The sequence below is a fragment of the Stenotrophomonas sp. NRRL B-14846 genome, assembly GCF_050473585.1.
Lineage (GTDB): Bacteria > Pseudomonadota > Gammaproteobacteria > Xanthomonadales > Xanthomonadaceae > Stenotrophomonas.
This window is the reverse complement of sequence record NZ_JBFLUN010000022.1, coordinates 671,361-689,286: the sequence shown is the minus strand read 5'-3', so window position 1 is coordinate 689,286 and position 17,926 is coordinate 671,361. Positions and strand designations below refer to the sequence as shown.

General features: G+C 67.0%; 17 protein-coding genes. 14 read left to right on the top strand and 3 right to left on the bottom strand.

Annotation, left to right across the window (positions count from 1 at the left end; translation table 11 throughout):
* Nucleotides 1-96: 96 nt before the first annotated feature.
* A complete protein-coding gene (locus tag AB1281_RS05265; protein WP_005408797.1) occupies nt 97-798 on the bottom strand; it encodes an FKBP-type peptidyl-prolyl cis-trans isomerase N-terminal domain-containing protein in 702 nt (233 codons plus the stop codon).
* A gap of 167 nt (nt 799-965) precedes the next feature.
* Here AB1281_RS05265 and AB1281_RS05260 point away from each other — a divergent pair, with 167 nt between their 5' ends.
* From AB1281_RS05260 to nth, 3 genes are read left to right on the top strand one after another with little or no spacing between them, the layout of a single operon-like run.
* Nucleotides 966-1,748 (top strand): enoyl-CoA hydratase/isomerase family protein, encoded by a 783-nt coding sequence (locus AB1281_RS05260; protein ID WP_430345234.1) that lies wholly within the window; start codon nt 966-968, stop codon nt 1,746-1,748.
* Between the two features lie 4 nt (nt 1,749-1,752).
* Nucleotides 1,753-2,106, top strand: a complete 354-nt coding sequence (locus tag AB1281_RS05255) for a hypothetical protein (RefSeq protein ID WP_430345233.1) — start codon at nt 1,753-1,755, stop codon at nt 2,104-2,106.
* The gene (gene nth / locus AB1281_RS05250) at nt 2,106-2,798 is read left to right on the top strand and encodes an endonuclease III (protein ID WP_430345232.1); all 693 of its coding nucleotides are present in this window, start codon (nt 2,106-2,108) and stop codon (nt 2,796-2,798) included. Before AB1281_RS05255 ends, nth begins: the two co-directional genes overlap by 1 nt.
* Nucleotides 2,799-2,879: 81 nt before the next feature.
* Here nth and AB1281_RS05245 read toward each other — a convergent pair whose 3' ends face one another.
* Complete coding sequence (locus AB1281_RS05245; protein WP_014036551.1) at nt 2,880-4,112, bottom strand: porin; 1,233 nt, start codon at nt 4,110-4,112, stop codon at nt 2,880-2,882.
* A 559-nt stretch (nt 4,113-4,671) separates the two neighbouring features.
* On the opposite strand from AB1281_RS05245, the gene pstS (AB1281_RS05240) reads away from it, so the two are divergent.
* The 11 genes from pstS (AB1281_RS05240) to rnt all read left to right on the top strand — a co-directional run bounded on the left by pstS (AB1281_RS05240) (nt 4,672) and on the right by rnt (nt 14,508).
* Complete coding sequence (pstS, locus tag AB1281_RS05240; RefSeq protein ID WP_014036550.1) at nt 4,672-5,688, top strand: phosphate ABC transporter substrate-binding protein PstS; 1,017 nt, start codon at nt 4,672-4,674, stop codon at nt 5,686-5,688.
* Nucleotides 5,689-6,304: 616 nt separating this feature from the next.
* The gene (pstS, locus tag AB1281_RS05235; RefSeq protein ID WP_100434346.1) at nt 6,305-7,393 is read left to right on the top strand and encodes a phosphate ABC transporter substrate-binding protein PstS; all 1,089 of its coding nucleotides are present in this window, start codon (nt 6,305-6,307) and stop codon (nt 7,391-7,393) included.
* 82 nt (nt 7,394-7,475) lie between these two features.
* Nucleotides 7,476-8,444, top strand: coding sequence for a phosphate ABC transporter permease subunit PstC (gene pstC, locus AB1281_RS05230; RefSeq protein WP_008267250.1), 969 nt, complete (start codon nt 7,476-7,478; stop codon nt 8,442-8,444).
* Nucleotides 8,444-9,307 carry a phosphate ABC transporter permease PstA gene (pstA, locus tag AB1281_RS05225; protein WP_006428262.1) on the top strand — a complete coding sequence of 288 codons (864 nt, stop codon included), beginning with the start codon at nt 8,444-8,446 and terminating at the stop codon, nt 9,305-9,307. Before pstC ends, pstA begins: the two co-directional genes overlap by 1 nt.
* 19 nt (nt 9,308-9,326) lie before the next feature.
* Nucleotides 9,327-10,157, top strand: coding sequence for a phosphate ABC transporter ATP-binding protein PstB (gene pstB / locus AB1281_RS05220; protein WP_005408788.1), 831 nt, complete (start codon nt 9,327-9,329; stop codon nt 10,155-10,157).
* Nucleotides 10,158-10,248: 91 nt separating this feature from the next.
* Entirely contained in the window at nt 10,249-10,962 is a 714-nt protein-coding gene (phoU, locus tag AB1281_RS05215) for a phosphate signaling complex protein PhoU (RefSeq protein WP_087944217.1), read from the top strand.
* Nucleotides 10,963-11,199: 237 nt separating this feature from the next.
* A complete protein-coding gene (locus AB1281_RS05210; protein WP_430345231.1) occupies nt 11,200-11,586 on the top strand; it encodes an HvfA family oxazolone/thioamide-modified RiPP metallophore in 387 nt (128 codons plus the stop codon).
* Nucleotides 11,573-12,448: an HvfB family MNIO-type RiPP peptide maturase gene (locus AB1281_RS05205; protein ID WP_430345230.1), complete on the top strand. Its 876-nt coding sequence runs from the start codon at nt 11,573-11,575 to the stop codon at nt 12,446-12,448. Before AB1281_RS05210 ends, AB1281_RS05205 begins: the two co-directional genes overlap by 14 nt.
* Nucleotides 12,441-13,196, top strand: a complete 756-nt coding sequence (locus AB1281_RS05200; protein WP_430346976.1) for an HvfC family RiPP maturation protein — start codon at nt 12,441-12,443, stop codon at nt 13,194-13,196. Before AB1281_RS05205 ends, AB1281_RS05200 begins: the two co-directional genes overlap by 8 nt.
* 24 nt (nt 13,197-13,220) lie before the next feature.
* The gene (locus AB1281_RS05195; RefSeq protein ID WP_430345229.1) at nt 13,221-13,742 is read left to right on the top strand and encodes an HvfX family Cu-binding RiPP maturation protein; all 522 of its coding nucleotides are present in this window, start codon (nt 13,221-13,223) and stop codon (nt 13,740-13,742) included.
* A 115-nt stretch (nt 13,743-13,857) separates the two neighbouring features.
* Nucleotides 13,858-14,508, top strand: a complete 651-nt coding sequence (rnt, locus tag AB1281_RS05190) for a ribonuclease T (RefSeq protein WP_430345228.1) — start codon at nt 13,858-13,860, stop codon at nt 14,506-14,508.
* A gap of 334 nt (nt 14,509-14,842) precedes the next feature.
* Here rnt and AB1281_RS05185 read toward each other — a convergent pair whose 3' ends face one another.
* Complete coding sequence (locus AB1281_RS05185; RefSeq protein WP_430345227.1) at nt 14,843-17,869, bottom strand: two-component regulator propeller domain-containing protein; 3,027 nt, start codon at nt 17,867-17,869, stop codon at nt 14,843-14,845.
* Nucleotides 17,870-17,926: the final 57 nt, after the last annotated feature.

Genomic DNA, 17,926 nt, shown 5'->3' with positions numbered 1-17,926 from the left:
GGGCTGAATTTGCGCGCGATGTTGCGGCGCGCAGCGCACTGCGCAAACAAAAACGCGCCGGTGGGGTCACCGGCGCGTTTCGTTTGATGCTTCGATTTACTTGACGCTGACCAGCTTGATCTCGAACTGCACAGCCACGTTCGGCGGGAACGGGGTGCGCGGGTCGGCACCGTAGGCCTGGTCCGGCGGCAGGGTGACTTCCCACTTCGAGCCTGCCGGCATCTGCAGCAGGGTCTCGCGCATGGCCTTCATTTCGACTTCGCTGACCTTGATCGACGGGATCTGCTGGGCCGGGCGGGCTTCGGTCGGGCGCTGGCCGTACGGGAACGGACCGGCCACTTCCAGCTGCACGGTGCTGGCCTGGGTCGGCTTGGCACCCTTGCCGGCTTCGATCACGCGGTACTGGACGCCGCTCGGCAGGGACTGCACGCCGGCCTTGGCCTTGTTCGCCGCGATGAACTGATCGCTCTTGGTCTTGTTTTCGGCAGCAGCCTTTTCGTACTCGGCCTTGGCGGCCTGGGCACGGCCCTGCTCGCGCTTCTGGAAGGCTTCAACGGCCGGCTTCAGCTGCTCGGCGGTGATCGCCGGCTGCTTCTTGGCGTAGGCATCCTGCAGGCCCTTCACCACCGAGTTGATGTCCAGCTGCTCACCACGACCGGTCAGCTCCGCCAGGTTGTTGCCGTAGTCGTAACCGAAGTAGTAGCTCAGCTTGCCCTTTTCGGACGAGACGTCCTGGGCGAAGGCATTGCCCGTCAGGGCCAGGGCCGCGACGGCGACCGCGATAGAACGCAACTTCATCAAACAGTTCTCCAGGGGTGGTAACTCAGGGACGTTCTGCGCCGCCCTGAGGCGACGGGTTAGGATAACGGGCGCAACGTGTAACCGCTACTCACGATGCAGGTTATGACCCGCCTGCGTTTGCAGAGTTCAATATCACTTTTTTTTAACGTTCCAGGAGTTTCCCCGTGGCCGATGCCCTGATCGCTGTCGCCGACGACGGCGCCATCCGCACCGTGACCGTCCAGCGCCCGGACAAGCTCAATGCCCTCAACGCCGCGACCCTGCAGGCGCTGGCCGATGCCTTCAGGGACGCCACTGCAGATCCGGAAGTGCGCGTGGTGGTGTTGACCGGGGCGGGCCCCAAGGCCTTCGTGGCCGGTGCCGACATCGCGGAAATGAACACCCTCAGCGCCGTTCAGGGACGTGATTTCTCGCTGCTGGGCCAGGCCCTGATGCGCCAGATCGAACGCATGCCCAAGCCGGTCATCGCACGCGTGAACGGATTTGCGCTGGGCGGCGGCCTGGAACTGGCGATGGCCTGCCATCTGCGCATCGCCGCCGATACCGCCAAGGTCGGCCAACCGGAAATCAACCTCGGCCTGATTCCCGGCTTCGGCGGCAGCCAGCGCCTGCTGCGCCTGTGCGGCCGCGCCGCCACCCTGGAGCTGTGCCTGCTGGGGGCGCCGATCAACGCCGCGCGTGCGCTGGAACTGGGCATCGTCAACGAGGTGGTGCCGGCCGACGCGCTGGACAACCGCGTGCAGGACATCGCCCGCCAGCTGGCACGCTCGGCCCCGCTGGCCCTGCGTGGGCTGCTCGACGCGGTGCACGTGGGCGGCGAATGCAGCCTGGAGGCCGGGCTGGAGTACGAGAGTGCGCAGTTCGGCCTGCTGTTCGCCACCGAGGACATGCGTGAAGGCACCAGCGCCTTCCTGCAGCGCCGCCCGCCGGCATTCCAGAACCGCTGACGCCATGGCATCCCGACCCAACCCCGCGCAGCTGTTCGCCCGGGTCCAGGCAGACGATCTCGATGGCGCCCTGCAGGCCGGGCTGATGGACTACGTCGCCCGTGCCGGCGACGAACAGCTGCTGCCTGGCCACCCGGACCTTCCGCAGCGCCTGCAGCAGGCGCAACAGCAGCTGCATGCCGCCTGGGCTGCACGCGAACGCCACCGCGCCCGTACGGTGCGCCTGGCCCGCCGCGAGGCCGAGCGAGATGCGCGCCGCACTCCGGCCCCGGCGCCGGACGTGAAGCCCGCCCTGCCCGCCGCGGCTGCCGCGATTCTCGCCCGGGCCAGGGCCCGCGCCACCGGCAAGGAGCAGTAATGGCCACCGCCAGGAAGACCCCCCGCGCATCGGCGCGACGCGGCGGGCGCATGCCGCGCGCCGACGTGGTGGAAATGTTCACCCGCCTGCGCGAGCTCAATCCGCACCCGAAGACCGAGCTGGAGTACAGCTCGCCGTTCGAGCTGCTGGTGGCCGTGGCGCTGTCCGCCCAGGCCACCGACGTCGGCGTCAACAAGGCCACGCGCCGCCTGTTCCCGGTCGCCAACACACCGGCGAAGATCCTCGCGCTCGGCGAGGATGGCCTGAAGCAGTACATCGCCACCATCGGGCTGTTCAACGCCAAGGCGAAGAACGTGATCGCCACCTGCGCGATCCTGCTGCAGAAGTACGGCGGCGAAGTGCCGCGCGACCGCGAAGCGCTGGAAGCCCTGCCCGGTGTGGGCCGCAAGACCGCCAACGTGGTGCTCAACACTGCCTTCGGCGAGCCGGTGATGGCGGTGGATACGCATATCTTCCGCGTCTCCAACCGTACCGGCCTGGCCCCGGGCAAGAACGTGCGCGAAGTGGAAGACACGCTGGTGAAGGTGATTCCCGCCGAGTTCCTGCTCGACGCGCACCACTGGCTGATCCTGCATGGCCGCTACGTGTGCAAGGCGCGCAAGCCGGATTGCCCGGGCTGCGTGATCGCCGACCTGTGCCGGTTCAAGGAAAAGACCCCGGCCGAGGCGTGACGCGGATCGTGTTGTGACGAAACGAAGACGGCGGGCACAAGGCCCGCCGTCCGCGTGTATGGACAAGGGTGCTTCAGGAGATCAGAACGACAGGTCGCCCCAGACGCCGAATTCCTTGGTCTTGTCGTTCTTCTTGTCGCCAGCGTTGGCCAGGTGCGTGTACTTGTACACGGTCGACAGCTTGAGGTTCTTCATGACCGGGAACTCGACGCCGACGTTCCAGTACTTGTCGCTCAGGGTCGGGTCCAGGGTCTTGCTGACGTCGGTGTCATCGTAACGACCGAACACGTTGATGCCGCCGTCGGTCACGCGCACGCTGCCCCACACCGACCAGCCACTGGTCTTGTCGGTGGCAACGGTCAGCACGTTGTTGAGGTTCTTGGCCTGGAAGTACTCACCACCGACGCGGAAGTTGCTGTCGGCGTAGGCCACCATCGCGTTGGCGCGCGTGTAGGTGTTCTCGGCGCTCTGGATGTCGGTTTCCTTGCCCAGCTTGCCGCTGTAGCCGCCGACGGCGACCACGAAGTTCTCGTTCGGGGTGTAGGCCACGCGGCCTTCCACGTCCATGCCCTTGCTGCGGGTCGGGTTCTTGTAACCGGCGCCGGACACCACCGAAACGGCGTAGTTGAAGTTGTTGCCCAGGTTGCCGAAGCCATGCAGGCCCCAGTCGGACGAGTTGCCGTACTTCAGGCGGTCGGTCAGGGTGTTCTCGACATAGCGCATGCCGTAGAACTTCTCGACGTACGGGATCCACGGCATGTCGGCGGCACCGACGCGCAGGTTGAAGGCCGGGTCGAAGCTGCCCTGCACGTAGGCCTTCTTGACGAACAGTTCGGTGTTGCCGATGGCCGAGCTGTACTGGAAGTCGGTGGTCAGGTTGGCCGACCAGATGTCGTTGAACTTGTGGTCGACGGTCAGGTAGAAGCGCTTGACGTCCAGACCGGTGCCGCTGGCGGCGGTGTCCTTGCCGTTGCTGGTCTTGTCGATGTTGGTCAGGTCGAAGAACATGCGACCGCCGATCTTGTTGTCATTGACCAGCTTGGCCAGCTTGTCGACGCTGGTCTGGGTCTTCTGTGCACCTTCCAGGGCCTGCGCCTGGGTGATGTTCACTTCGGACTGCGCATCGGACTGCGCCTGCAGCGCCTGCGAATCGTTCTGCAACTGCTGGACCTGGGCCTGCAGCGCAGCGATCTGTGCCTGAAGCTGCTGCAGCTGTGCCTGGGATACGCCCGAGCTGGCGGGGGCTGCGAAGGCGTCGGCGGAAACCAGACCGAGGCTTGCAACGACCGCGGCGGCGAGCAAATGGGAACGCATTTTGGATTTCTCCAGAGGGTTGGAATGGCTTGGGCAGAACGCCACGCCGGCAGGCCGGTCAAGCGTTTTGCGAACGTTCCGTTAAAACCATGACAGCCGAATGACAGATTGAGCACCAACCACAGATTTCTTCGTGCGGTCATGCGTACGACTCATTTGCGGGCACATGCTTGTCGATCCCTTGCGGCATATGGCGTGCTGTATCCGCGCCGATACGCCAGCGGGTCGCCACACCGCCTTCGCCCGCCTCCCTGGTTTCGTGCGGATGACGCGGCATCGCTGCGGAATGCGCGGCCGTTGCGCCCGCCCGCCCCATCACCGACATCCCGCCCCATCACCGACATATAGAACGGCACCGGCATGCAACGTCCCGGTCAGCCCGCGGTCGCACCGGGGCACGCGCACCCTTGGCGCGAAACCTTCACGCACGCGGCGGCGTGGCCGCCCGCCAGCGCTGTAACGGATGCGTCATACAACGGTCCCTGCGCTGTCATCGAACCGTTATGGAATGTGCGCCGGGCGGGTAACCCCGCATCCCAATCAACCCAGGAGCCACCCCGTGATCCACGCCTTCAAGTCGCGCGTTGCCGTTGCCGTCTTCGCAGCGTCGTCCGTGTTCGCCGCCAACGCCGCTGAAATCACCGGCGCGGGCGCCTCGTTCATCTACCCGGTGATGTCGAAGTGGTCGGCCGACTACAACGCTGCCACCAGCAACAAGGTCAACTACCAGTCGATCGGTTCCGGCGGCGGCATTGCGCAGATCAAGGCCAAGACCGTTGATTTCGGTTCGTCCGACGCCCCGCTGAAGCCGGAAGAACTGGCCGCTTCGGGCCTGGCCCAGTTCCCGTCGGTGATCGGCGGCGTGGTGCCGGTGGTCAACGTGGCCGGCATCGCCCCGGGCGCGCTGAAGCTGGACGGCACCGTGCTGGCCAACATCTTCCTGGGCAAGATCAAGACCTGGAACGACCCGGCCATCGCCGCGCTGAACCCGGGCGTGACCCTGCCGAGCGCCAAGATCACCGTCGTGCACCGTTCGGATGGTTCGGGCACCACCTTCAACTTCGTCAACTACCTGTCCAAGGTCAGCCCGGAGTGGAAGAGCTCGGTCGGTGAAGGCACCTCGGTCCAGTGGCCGGCCGGCATCGGCGGCAAGGGCAACGAAGGCGTTGCTGCCTACGTGAAGCAGATCAAGGGCGGCATCGGCTACGTCGAACTGTCCTACGCACTGCAGAACAAGCTGTCGTACACCGCGATGAAGAACGCCGCCGGCAAGTTCGTGCAGCCGAGCGACGCTTCGTTCGCCGCCGCTGCCGCCAGCGCCGACTGGGCCAGCGCCAAGGACTTCTACCTGGTGATGACCAACGCCCCGGGCGCCGAGTCCTGGCCGATCACCGCCACCAACTTCATCCTGGTGCACAAGAAGCCGAAGAACGCTGCCAACGGCAAGGCCACCCAGGAGTTCTTCCGCTGGGTCTACAAGAGCGGCGACGCCCAGGCCCGCCAGCTGGACTACGTGCCGCTGCCGGACAGCCTGGTCCGCCAGATCGAGACCTACTGGTCGCAGAACCTGAAGTAAGCAAGCGCGTTCCCCCGCAGGAACGGGATCGGCGGGTCCTCTCTCCCCCGCCGATCCCACCCGGGCGCGAGATCCTCGAGATCTCGCGCTCTTCTTGTTTTTTGGGGGTTGGTCGTGAAAGGCGCGGCGCTTCCAATCTACTGCCCGGAGCCGGCGCAGGGCCCAGCCCGGGACACGCCGTAAACCCGTCCATGGGGGCTCGATCGCGCCATCCATGGCGCGAACGGTCCCGGGCTGGGCCCTGCGCCGCCTCTGGACAGTTCATCGGGGACGCGGTGGGGTCATGGAAGGCAGGAGCCGGGGCAAAGGCAAGAGCCCTTGTAGAGCCGAGCCCATGCTCGGCTGGGATGCTGGAGCATGCGGACCAACGGTCCACACCACCTAGGACAGGGAGCAGTCGAGCATGGCTCGACGCTACAAGGGCCAACCGACCGTCATATCGGTGCGCAGATCCGGGGTCTCCGGGAAGCTTCCGGATGGAGGCCAACCCCGTGAAACCCTTGTCAGAACGTGATCCAGGACACCTCTGTCATGGTCGTAATACGGCTGTAACAAAAACATCATTTCATAGCCGCATCCGCCGACGACGTCGGCTCTTCCCCGCTATGGAGTGACCATGAAACTGCACTCGGCCGGCCTTGCCGCCCTTTCCCTGGCCATCGCCCTGGGCCTGTCGGCCTGCGGTGGCGACAAGCAGGCCGCGCAGCAGCCGGCTGCCGACGGTGCCGCTGCCCCGGCCGCTGCCGGTGCCAAGGTGACCGCCGAAGTGTCCGGCGCGGGCGCGTCCTTCATCTTCCCGCTGGTCTCCAAGTGGTCGGCCGACTACAACGCCAGCACCGGTGCCAAGATCAACTACCAGTCGATCGGCTCCGGCGGCGGCATCGCCCAGATCAAGGCCGGCACCGTCGACTTCGGCTCCTCCGACAAGCCGCTGAGCAGCGAAGAGCTGGCCCAGGCCGGCCTGGCCCAGTTCCCGTCCGCCATCGGCGGCGTGGTGCCGGTGGTCAACATCGAAGGCCTGGAAGGCGGCAAGCTGCGCCTGAGCGGCGCCCTGCTGGCCGACATCTTCCTGGGCAAGGTCAAGACCTGGAACGATCCGGCCATCGTCGCCGCCAACCCGGGCGTGAAGCTGCCGGACGGCAAGATCACCCTGGTCCACCGTTCGGACGGTTCGGGCACCACCTTCAACTTCTCCAACTACCTGTCCAAGGTCAGCCCGGAGTGGAAGACCAAGGTCGGCGAAGGCACCTCGGTGCAGTGGCCGGACGGCGTCGGTGGCAAGGGCAATGAAGGCGTCGCTTCGTACGTGAAGCAGATCAAGGGCTCGATCGGCTACGTCGAACTGGCCTATGCCCTGCAGAACGGCATGCCGTACACCGCCATGCAGAACGCGGCCGGCAACTGGGTCGAGCCGAGCGCGGAAACCTTCGCCGCCGCAGCCGCCAGCGCCGACTGGGCCAGCGCCAAGGACTTCAACCTGGTCATCACCAACGCCCCGGGCGAGCAGGCGTGGCCGATCACCGCCACCAACTTCATGCTGATGCAGAAGCAGCCGAAGGATGCCAAGCGCAACCAGGACACCCTGGCCTTCTTCAAGTGGGCCTTCGAGAACGGCCAGGCCCAGGCCAACGAGCTGCACTACGTGCCGCTGCCGGCCGAACTGGTCAAGCAGATCGAGGCCTACTGGGCGACCGACCTGAAGTGATGGACACGACGGTGCCCGCCCCGCGCGGGCACCGCTTCTTCCACGCCGTGCCGCCCCGCCCCTTCCTGGCCCTGCCGTCCCCATGAATGCCATCGCCCAGCCTGTAGCCGCCCCGTCCACGCGTGATGCGCGTGATGCCCGCAACGACAAACTGTTCCGATGGGTGCTGGTCGGCACCGTCATCTTCGTCCTGATCGCCCTGGCCTGCGCCGCGCTGTCGATGCTGTGGGGCGGCCGCCATGCCCTGCAGATGCAGGGCCTGAGCTTCTTCTTCTCCGCCGACTGGAATCCGGTCGAAAACAAGTTCGGCGCCCTCGCCCCGATCTACGGCACCCTGGTCACCGCGCTCATCGCGATGGTCATCGCCGTGCCGGTCAGCTTCGGCATCGCCTTCTTCCTCACCGAAGTCGCGCCGCGCTGGCTGCGTGGCCCGGTCGGTACCGCCATCGAACTGCTGGCCGGCATTCCCTCGATCATCTACGGCATGTGGGGCCTGTTCGTACTGGTGCCGGTGATGACCGAGTACGTCACCCCGTTCCTCAACGAGACGCTGGGCGAATGGCCGATCATCGGCCCGATGTTCCAGGGTCCGCCGCTGGGCATCGGCATGCTCACCGCCGGTTTCGTGCTGGCCATCATGGTCATTCCGTTCATCTCCTCGGTGATGCGCGAAGTGTTCCTGACCGTGCCGACCCGCCTGAAGGAATCGGCCTACGCGCTGGGTTCCACCAAGTGGGAAGTGAGCTGGGACATCGTCCTGCCCTACACCCGCTCGGCAGTGATCGGCGGCATCTTCCTCGGCCTCGGCCGCGCCCTCGGCGAGACGATGGCAGTGGCCTTCGTGATCGGCAACAGCGTGCGCCTGTCGCCGTCGCTGCTGGAGCCGGGCACCACCATCGCCGCACTGATCGCCAACGATTTCGGCGAAGCCACTGAAACCTACCGCTCGGCCCTGCTGCTGCTCGGCTTCGTCCTCTTCATCGTCACCTTCGTGGTGCTGGCCATCGCCCGCCTGATGCTGATGCGCCTGTCCCGCAAGGAGGGCAACTGATGTCCACCACCGCTGATTCGCTGTACCTGCGCCGCCGCATCGGCAACGTCGTTGCGATCACCGCGTCCTGTGCCACCGCCCTGTTCGGCCTGTTCTTCCTGGGCTGGATCCTGTTCACCCTGGCCTCCAAGGGCCTGGCCGGCATCAACCTGGACCTGTTCACCAAGATGACGCCGCCGCCGATGCAGGAAGGCGGTCTCGCCAACGCCTTCTTCGGCAGCGCGGTGATGTGTGCGCTGGCGATCGGCATCGGCACCCCGCTGGGCGTGCTGGCCGGCACCTGGCTGGCCGAGTACGGCAACGCCCGCAAGGCCGGCACCGTGGTCCGCTTCGTCAACGACATCCTGCTGTCGGCCCCGTCGATCGTGCTCGGCCTGTTCGTCTACACCCTGTACGTGATGCAGACCGGCGGCAACTTCTCGGCGTTCGCCGGTGCGCTGTCGCTGGCCTTCATCGTGCTGCCGGTGGTGGTGCGCACCACCGACGAAATGCTGCGCCTGGTGCCCTCGCAGATGCGCGAAGCGGCCCTGTCGCTGGGTATCCCGCAGTGGAAGGTGATCGTGCAGGTGCTGTACCGCAGTGCGTCGGCCGGCATCATCACCGGCATCCTGCTGGCCCTGGCCCGCATCTCCGGCGAGACCGCACCGCTGCTGTTCACTGCCTTCGGCAACCAGTACTGGAACAACAACATCTTCCAGCCGATGGCCTCGGTGCCGGTGGTGATGAACCAGTTCGCCGGCAGCCCGTATGAATCCTGGCAGGTGCTGGCCTGGGCCGGCGCCCTGGTGCTCACCGTCTTCGTGTTGCTGGTCAGCCTTGCCGCCCGCGGCATCCTGCTGCGCAACCGTATCTCCCATGACTGACCTTTCCGTGGATAACGCCATGAACGACCTTTCCAACGCCGTGCCGATGCAGCGCATCGCCGTGCCGTCCTCGCACGAGAGCCTGCACACGCCGTCGCCGGTGAAGCTGGCTGCGCGTGGACTGGACTTCTACTACGACAAGTTCCATGCCCTGAAGGGCATCAACCTGGAAATCCCGGAAAAGCGCGTGACCGCGCTGATCGGCCCGTCCGGTTGCGGCAAGTCGACCCTGCTGCGCATCTTCAACCGCATCTACGCGCTGTACCCGAAGCTGGAAGCGCGCGGTGAAGTGCTGCTGGACGGCGAGAACATCCTATCGCCGAAGTACCCGATGAACCGCCTGCGCAGCAAGGTCGGCATGGTGTTCCAGAAGCCGGTGCCGTTCCCGATGACCATCTTCGAGAACGTGGCCTACGGCATCCGCCACCACGAGAAGCTGAGCAAGGCCGACATGGCCGACCGCGTCGAGCAGGCGCTGCGCCAGGGCGCGCTGTGGGACGAAGTGAAGGACAAGCTGGGGCAGAGCGCACTGGGCCTGTCCGGTGGCCAGCAGCAGCGCCTGTGCATCGCCCGTGCCGTGGCCCTGCGCCCGTCGGTGCTGCTGCTGGACGAGCCGACCTCGGCGCTGGATCCGATCTCGACCAGCCGCATCGAGCAGCTGGTGGAAGAGCTCAAGCACGAGTACACCATCGTGATCGTCACCCACAACATGCAGCAGGCCGCGCGCGTGTCCGACTACACCGCCTTCATGTACCTGGGCGACCTGATCGAGCACGACCGCACCGAAGTGATCTTCTCGCAGCCGTCGCAGCGGCAGACCGAGGACTACATCACCGGTCGCTTCGGCTGAAACGGCAGTCGACAGACAGACAATGTCAGTCGAGCATGGCTCGACTCTACGGATAACGTCAGTCGAGCATGGCTCGACTCTACAGAGTGGAATGAACATGAACCTTCCCAACGACCACATCGTCAAGAGCTACGACGAAGAGCAGCAGCGCCTGGTGGCCGAAATCGTGCGCATGGGCGAGATGGCCGTCGCCCAGCTCGAAGCGGCGATGGACGTGATCGAGAAGCGCGACGAGAACGCTGCCCATCGCATCATCGCCAACGACGAAGCGATCGATGCGCTGGAGCAGCAGATCAGCCACGACGTGATGCGCCTGGCGCTGCGTGGGCCGATGGCGCGCGACCTGCGCGAGATCCTCGCCGGCCTGCGCATTCCGGCCGACATCGAGCGCATCGGTGACTACGCTGCCAACGTCGCCAAGCGCTCGATCGCGCTGGGCAAGGTACCGCCGCTGCCGCAGATCCAGGGCCTGCGTGCGCTGGGCCGCCTGGCCGCGCAGCAGGTCCGCCGTGCCATTGCCGCCTACCGCGACAACGACGCCGACGCCGCGCTGGAACTGCGCGAGGACGACGCCCGCCTGGACGCGCAGTACACCGCGCTGTTCCGCGAGCTGCTGACCTACATGATGGAAGACCCGCGCAACATCACCCCGTGTACCCACCTGCTGTTCATGGCGAAGAACCTGGAGCGCGTGGGCGACCACGCCACCAACATCGCCGAGAACGTGTGGTTCCTGGTGCACGGCGAGCAGCCGCTGCCGCCGCGTGAAAAGCGCGACGAGACCTCCAGCACCGGCCAGCCCTGACGCTGCACTGCAACACCGGAGTCGACTCCAAAGTGGCCGCTGTCCTGGTGACAGCGGCCCTTTTGTTATGGACGTTCCGGCGATTCATCCACGCATGGCGTGAATCTACCGGGCACCGTATTCCCCTTCTGTAACAAATCTCACGAAAATTTGAGGTCTTGGCGAGGATTCGTTGAGTAGGATCGCTGCACCATCGATTCACCCCGGGCACCTGCCCACCACCCAGGAGTAAGACCGATGAGCAGTTCCAACAAGACCCTGTCCCTGCTGACCGCTACCGCCCTGGCCGCCGGCCTGGGCATGACCGCCAGCGCCTCGGCGCTGAGCATGAGCGACCTCGCCCAGGGCTACCTGGTGGCCGGCCAGGCAGCCAAGGCCAGCACCGATGCCAAGGCCGCCGATACCAAGATGGCCGCCGACGCAAGCAAGCACGCCGAAGGCAAGTGTGGTGCCGATGGCAAGAGCGGCGAAGGCAAGTGTGGTGCCGATGGCAAGAGCGGCGAAGGCAAGTGCGGTGCCGACAAGGGCAAGGCCGCCGGTGCAGCAGGTGCCAAGGCCAAGGCCGGCGACAAGAAGTCGGCGGAAGGCAAGTGCGGCGAAGGCAAGTGCGGTGGCAAGCACTGACGTCCGCGCCAGCGTCGTCCACCCGAGGTCGCCGCTTCGCGCGGCGGCCGCCGGGTTGGGCCTGCGCCGGGCGCTGCTGCAGGATCTGCGTGACGCCCCGGCAGGCGACTTCGACTTCCTGGAATGCGCGCCGGAGAACTGGATCCATGTCGGCGGGCCTGCCGGTGATGCGCTGGCCGAACTGGCACACTGCCATCCGCTGAGCTGCCACGGCCTGTCGCTGTCGCTGGGCGGCAGTGCGCCACTGGATACGCAGCTGCTGGAGCAGGTCGGCCGGTTCCTCGAGAAGCACCGCGTCCCGCTGTACAGCGAGCACCTGAGCTACTGCAGCGACGACGGCCACCTGTACGACCTGCTGCCGATTCCCTTCACCGACGAAGCCGTGCGCCATACCGCGGCTCGCATCGCCCGCGTGCAGGACCTGCTCGGTCGCCGCATCGCGGTGGAGAATGTCTCCTACTACCTGGCGCCGGAACCGGCCATGGACGAACTGGCCTTTACCAATGCGGTGCTCGCCGAAGCCGACTGCGACCTGCTGCTGGACGTCAACAACGTCTACGTCAACGCCTGCAACCACGGCTACGACGCCGACAGCTTCATCGCCGGGCTGCCCGCACAGCGCATCGTCTGCCTGCACGTGGCCGGGCACCTGGATGAAGCACCGGACCTGAAGATCGATACCCACGGCAGTGCGGTCATCGATCCGGTCTGGGCGCTGCTGGCACGGACCTATGCGCGCATCGGCGCGCGCCCGACCCTGCTCGAACGCGACTTCAATTTTCCGCCCTATGCAGAACTGCAGGGCGAGCTGCAGACCATCCGCCGCCTGCAGGCCACGCATGCCGGGGCTGCACATGGCTGATGCCGCCGATACCCTGCGCGCGCAGCAGCTCGCATTCACCGCGCATCTGCGCGACCCGCAGTCGGTGCCTGCGCCGGCCGGCCTGGATCCACGCCGTTTGGCGGTGTACCAGCACCTGCTGTTCAACAACCTGCTCGGGCTCCTGAGCAATGGTTTCCCGGTCTGCGTTCGCCTGCTGGGCGAACCGGCCTGGAGCGCGCTGGTGCGCCACTACTTCGCCACCCATCGCTGCCAGACACCCCTGTTCACCGAGCTGGCCGCCGAGTTCGTGCAGTGGCTGCAGGCACAGCCGCAGCTGCCGCACCCGGCGCTGGCCGAGCTGGCGCACTACGAGTGGGTGGAAACCGCGCTGTATCAATTGCAGGCCGAGCCGCTTCCGCCGCCGCGCGACATCGACCCGTTGCAGGTGCCGCTGCAGCGTTCGCCGCTGGCATGGCCGCTGCTGTACCAATGGCCGGTGCACCGTCTCGGCGCAGAGGATGCACCGACCCAGCCACCGCCCGAACCCACCGGCCTGCTGGTTCGCCGCGAAGCCGACGGTGACGTGCGATTCGCCGCGCTCAGCCCGTTGGCGGTGTACCTGCTGTCCAGCATCGGTGAACAGCCTGGGCTGGAAGGTCGTGCCTACCTGCACCAACTCGCCAGCACGCATGGCCTGGCCAAAGACGCGCTGGCCGGCCCCGGTGCCGCGCTGCTGCGGCAATTCCTGCAGGCCGGCGTGATCGGCCCGCTCACAGCCCCGCCCTGACACCCCCTTCGCGGAGATCCCCTGATGAACCTTCCGACCCTGGCCACCGCGCGCGGCCAGCTGGACCGTCTCGCCCCCTGGTTGGCCCCGCTCGGCCTGCGCCTGCTGCTGGCCTGGGAATTCTTTGAGTCCGGCCGCGAGAAGCTGCGCGGCCAGAACTGGTTCGCCGACCTGCAGGACGCCTTCCCATTCCCGTTCGACCAGTTGCCGGCCGCCCTGAACTGGCAACTGGCGACCTGGTTCGAACTGGTCGGGGCGGCCTGCCTGCTGTTCGGGTTCGGCACCCGTTTCGCCGCCGCCAGCCTGCTGGTGCTGACCGTGGTGGCGACCTATGCGGTGCATTGGCCGATGGAGTGGAACTCGCTGGCCGACCTGGCCATGGGCTATGCGATCAGCGACCAGGGCTTCGGCAACTTCAAGCTGCCGGTGCTGTTCATGGCCATGCTGCTGCCGCTGATCTTCACCGGCGCCGGCAAGCTGAGCGTGGACGCGTGGTTGGCCCGGTGGTCTCCCTCGGCCACACCTGCGCGGCCAGCGGTTCGGTAGATGCCGACCTTGGTCGGCGCGCACCGTGCCAACCAAGGTTGGCAGCTACCGGGTTCTACCACCCGTGCGCCACGGGCCAGCCGGGCGCTCAGGATCGCTCTGCTAGAATTCACGCATGACTGACCCCACCCCCGCACCTGCCGCCGCTCCCGATTCCGCAGTCCCCCAGGCGCAGCGCGCGATGTCACAACGCTTCCGCGGCTTCCTGCCGGTGGTGGTGGATGTGGAAACCGGCGGCTTCGACAGCCAGCGCAACGCGCTTCTGGAAATCGCTGCGGTGCCGATCGAAATGGACGAGAACGGGCTGCTCTACCCCGGCCAGACCGCCAGTGCCCACGTGGTGCCGGCCGAAGGCCTGGAAATCGACCCGAAGTCGCTGGAAGTGACCGGCATCATCCTCGACCACCCGTTCCGGCTGGCCAAGGAAGAAAAGGCGGCGCTGGACCATATCTTCACCCCGGTGCGTGCGGCGATGAAGAAGTACGGCTGCCAGCGCGCGATCCTGGTCGGCCACAACGCCCATTTCGACCTCGGCTTCGTCAACGCCGCAGTGGCCCGCACCGGCTACAAGCGCAACCCGTTCCATCCGTTCAGCGTGTTCGACACGGTCACCCTGGCCGGTATCGCCTACGGGCAGACGGTGCTGGCGCGTGCGGCCACCGCCGCCGGGCTGGGGTGGGATGCGAATGAAGCGCACAGCGCGGTGTATGACACCGAACAGACCGCGCGCTTGTTCTGCACGATCGCCAACGCCTGGCCGCGATAAGGCAGCCAACGGCGGAGCCCCTCGTGGCGGGAAGCGAATCATCGGTTGGGCCGGGCAAGGTGGGTTCGCGGGGGACGCCGTGAACCCGTCCCTGGGGCTTAGCCGCGCCATCCATGGCGCGGATTGATCTGGCCCCCCGCGAACCCACCCTGCCCGGCCTTCGACAGGTTGCTGGCCGCCACGGAAAGATCAGAAAAGCGGAAGCAACGGCGGGTCGCTGCGCTCGTTGCGGGCTGCCGATCACCGCTGTGGTGGGTCACTTCTCTGCTGGGTGCCGACCGTTGGTAGGGCAACACCCGTAGATCCACGCCATGCGTGGATGCTTTGCACTGGATCAACCAATGCTCGTGCGATCCCGGCCATCGCTCTTGGCGCGGTACAGCGCGCGGTCGGCACGCTGGTACAGCAACGCCGGGGTACGGTCGTCGGCATCCAGTTCCACAAGACCGGCGCTGAAGGTCACGCGCAGGCCCGGCACTTCTGCCCAGTCGGGATGGTCATGGAACAGACCACGCAGGCGCGCGCACAGCTGTGCGGCTTCTTCCAGGCGGGTGTCGTTGAGCAGCAGCGCGAACTCTTCGCCGCCGGTACGCGCCGGCAGGTCGGAGTCGCGGCAGGCCGCCGCGATCAACGTCGCCACCTGCACCAGCACCGCATCGCCGATGCTGTGGCTGTGGCGGTCGTTGACGTCCTTGAAGTGGTCGATGTCCAGCACCACCAGGCACAGCGGATGGCCACTGCGCTGCGAACGGGCGAAGTCACGCGCCAGCGTCTCGTCGAAGCCGCGGCGGTTGGCCAGGCCGGTCAGCGCATCCTCGCGGGCCTGGCGTTCAAAGGCCTCGGCCTGCCGCGCCAGGCGCTCTGCCAGTTCGGTCTTTTCCTGGTTCAGCGCCTGCAGGTGCACGGTCTTGGCCTGCAGGTCGAAGGTCGCTTCGTCCACCCGCCGCGCCAGGCGCAGGTTGCTGGCCTTCAGCTGCTGCAGCAGCAGCCGGTACAACGCCACCAGCCCGGCCAGCAGCAACAGCCCGGCCAGCACCTGCACGCTGCGGCGCTGCCACCAGAAAGGCTCCACGGTGAAGCTCCATACGGCTTCCTGCTGGCCCCAGGCGCCACCCGGATGTGCAGCCGCCACGTGCAGGGTGTAGTCGCCCGGCGGCAGGCCGACGAACTCGACGCTGCGCTGCGGGCCACGTTCGACCCAGCCAGCATCGAGGCCATCCAGCCGTGTGCGGTAGCGGATCCGGTCGGACATCAGGTAGCTCAGGCCGACATAGCTCACCGCCAGCCGGCGGCCACCGGGAATGTAGTTGCGATCCGGTCCCTCCCAGTGCACCGGCGCACCATCCACCTGCACGCTCTCGATCGCCGCCGGCGGCGATGGCCGCTCGCGGAAACGCTGCAGGCGCTGCGGGTCGACCGTGCTCAGGCCACCGGCGGTGACCACCCAGAACGTGCCGTCCTGGCGCAGGATCGCCGATGGGCTGGAGCTGCCGTTGGCCTGAGCATTGGCCATGCCGTCGATCTCGTTGTAGCGCTCCACCACCACCCGCGGCGTGCGCCCGTCTGCAACCGCATTGAGGGTGCCCATGTCGGTGCGCAGCACACCACGGTTGCTGCTGATCCAGACGTTGCCGAGGCGGTCCGGCACCAGCTGGAACACCGCATCCACCGGCATGCCCTGCTCCAGCCCGACCCGCGCCAGCGTTCCGTGCTGCCAGCGGTACAGGCCGCGGTCGCTGCTGATCCACATCGCATCGCCCAGCTGGTGGAAGCCGAACACACTGCGGCCTCCCCCCAGCGGAGCCAGGTCGATCGACTGCACGCGATCGCCGCGCAGCACGCGGATGCCTTCGATGGTGCCGATCCACAGGTTGCCCTGATGGTCATGCTCGAGCGCAGTGATCAGGCCGCCGGGCATGCCCGGCACGTTCGAGACCTGCACCCGGTCGCCGTCGATGCGCACCACGCCCTTCTGCGTGCCGGCCCAGACCACGCCCTGCGGGTCAACGCTGATGGCACGGATGTTGCCACCCGGCATGCCGTCAGGCGCCGCGTAGTTGTGGCGCAGGCGCCCATCGCGGCCCAGCCGGTAAACGCCATCGCCGAAGGTTCCCACCCACAGGTCACCGTCCGGCCCCTGTGCCAGGCTCAGTACCGAGGGCGCCTTGCCGCCGCGGTTGTGCAGCGGTACCGCGCGGAAACGGCCATCGCTGGTCTGCAGGTCAAGGCCGCTGGCGCTGCCAACCCACAGCTGGCGGTCGCGATCCTCGAACACCGTGCGCACGTAGTCGCCACTGAGCCCATCGCGCTCGATGTAGCTGCTGAACAACGTTTCGCGCAGGCGGTACAGGCCACCATTGGCCCCCACCCAGATGCTGCCTTCGGCATCCTCGCGCAGGCTGACCACGCGTCCGCCCGGCAGGTTCAGGCCGGCCGGCAGCCGCTCCAGGCCATGCGCGGAGATGCGCAGCAGGCCCTGGTTCTCGGTACCCAGCCACAGGTCGCCGTGCCGGTCCTGCAGCATCGAGGTCATGTGCAGCTGGCCCGGCAGGCGGTGCACCAGCACCAGCTGGTCGTCCTCCACCCGGTACAGGCGCTCGCCGGCGACGATCCACAGCGCGCCGTCCGGTGCCCGGTACGGCCACGACAGGCCGCTGCCGGCGCCCAGCCCCCATGCGGCGGGCGCGCGCTTGAGCACGCCGTCGTTGTCGCGCAGCACCAGCCCGTCGAGCGTGCCGACCCAGACCCGGTCCTGTGCATCGACCACCAGCTTGGTGAAGCTCATCGCCATCGGCAGGTCCGCCGCCGGCGCCTGGTAGACGATGCCGGCATCCGGCGTCAGATAGCCGATGCCCTTGCCTTCGTACAGCAGCCACAGCCGGCCCTGGCTGTCCATCTGCATGGACTGGATCAGCACCTGCGGTGTACCGGCCTGGTGCTCCCAGACCCGCCATTGGCCGTCGCTGCCGCGGTGGCTGACGTTGCCGCGCGAATCGCTGATCCACAGCCCGCCCTGGCGGTCGACGAACAGCGCGCCGATGCCGTTGTCGCGCAGGCCCGGGCGCGTGCTGCGGTCGAACACGGTGAAGTCCAGGCCGTTGTAGCGCACCAGCCCTTCCCAGGTGGCGAACCACAGATGGCCTTCCGGCGTCTGTGCGATGTCGCGCAGCGAGTTGTGCGGCAGGCCGTTGCGCGAGGTCCATACATCGATGGCGTAGTCGCGCAGCGGGGGCGCGCCCTCCTGTGCGGCCAGCGGCAGCGCGAGGGCCAGCAGCAGCCACAGCAGGCCCTGCCGCAGTGCCCGCCTGAATCCTGATGCGCGGCGCTCCACCCAGCGCCCCTCGTCCCCCTGCCCGCCCATCACCGCAACGGCGGCGGCCAGGTGCGGCTGCAGGGCGCGGCAGCGTGCGGGAACAGC

Excerpts from the sequence above, each read along its gene's own strand:
- AB1281_RS05185 (WP_430345227.1), bottom strand. The coding sequence starts at position 17,869 with ATGGGCGGGCAGGGGGACGAGGGGCGCTGGGTGGAGCGCCGCGCATCA.
- AB1281_RS05210 (WP_430345231.1), top strand. The coding sequence starts at position 11,200 with ATGAGCAGTTCCAACAAGACCCTGTCCCTGCTGACCGCTACCGCCCTG.
- pstB (WP_005408788.1), top strand. The coding sequence starts at position 9,327 with ATGAACGACCTTTCCAACGCCGTGCCGATGCAGCGCATCGCCGTGCCG.
- pstS (WP_100434346.1), top strand. The coding sequence starts at position 6,305 with ATGAAACTGCACTCGGCCGGCCTTGCCGCCCTTTCCCTGGCCATCGCC.
- AB1281_RS05245 (WP_014036551.1), bottom strand. The coding sequence starts at position 4,112 with ATGCGTTCCCATTTGCTCGCCGCCGCGGTCGTTGCAAGCCTCGGTCTG.
- nth (WP_430345232.1), top strand. The coding sequence starts at position 2,106 with ATGGCCACCGCCAGGAAGACCCCCCGCGCATCGGCGCGACGCGGCGGG.
- rnt (WP_430345228.1), top strand. The coding sequence starts at position 13,858 with ATGACTGACCCCACCCCCGCACCTGCCGCCGCTCCCGATTCCGCAGTC.
- pstA (WP_006428262.1), top strand. The coding sequence starts at position 8,444 with ATGTCCACCACCGCTGATTCGCTGTACCTGCGCCGCCGCATCGGCAAC.
- AB1281_RS05255 (WP_430345233.1), top strand. The coding sequence starts at position 1,753 with ATGGCATCCCGACCCAACCCCGCGCAGCTGTTCGCCCGGGTCCAGGCA.
- AB1281_RS05265 (WP_005408797.1), bottom strand. The coding sequence starts at position 798 with ATGAAGTTGCGTTCTATCGCGGTCGCCGTCGCGGCCCTGGCCCTGACG.
- phoU (WP_087944217.1), top strand. The coding sequence starts at position 10,249 with ATGAACATGAACCTTCCCAACGACCACATCGTCAAGAGCTACGACGAA.
- AB1281_RS05195 (WP_430345229.1), top strand. The coding sequence starts at position 13,221 with ATGAACCTTCCGACCCTGGCCACCGCGCGCGGCCAGCTGGACCGTCTC.
- AB1281_RS05200 (WP_430346976.1), top strand. The coding sequence starts at position 12,441 with ATGGCTGATGCCGCCGATACCCTGCGCGCGCAGCAGCTCGCATTCACC.
- pstC (WP_008267250.1), top strand. The coding sequence starts at position 7,476 with ATGAATGCCATCGCCCAGCCTGTAGCCGCCCCGTCCACGCGTGATGCG.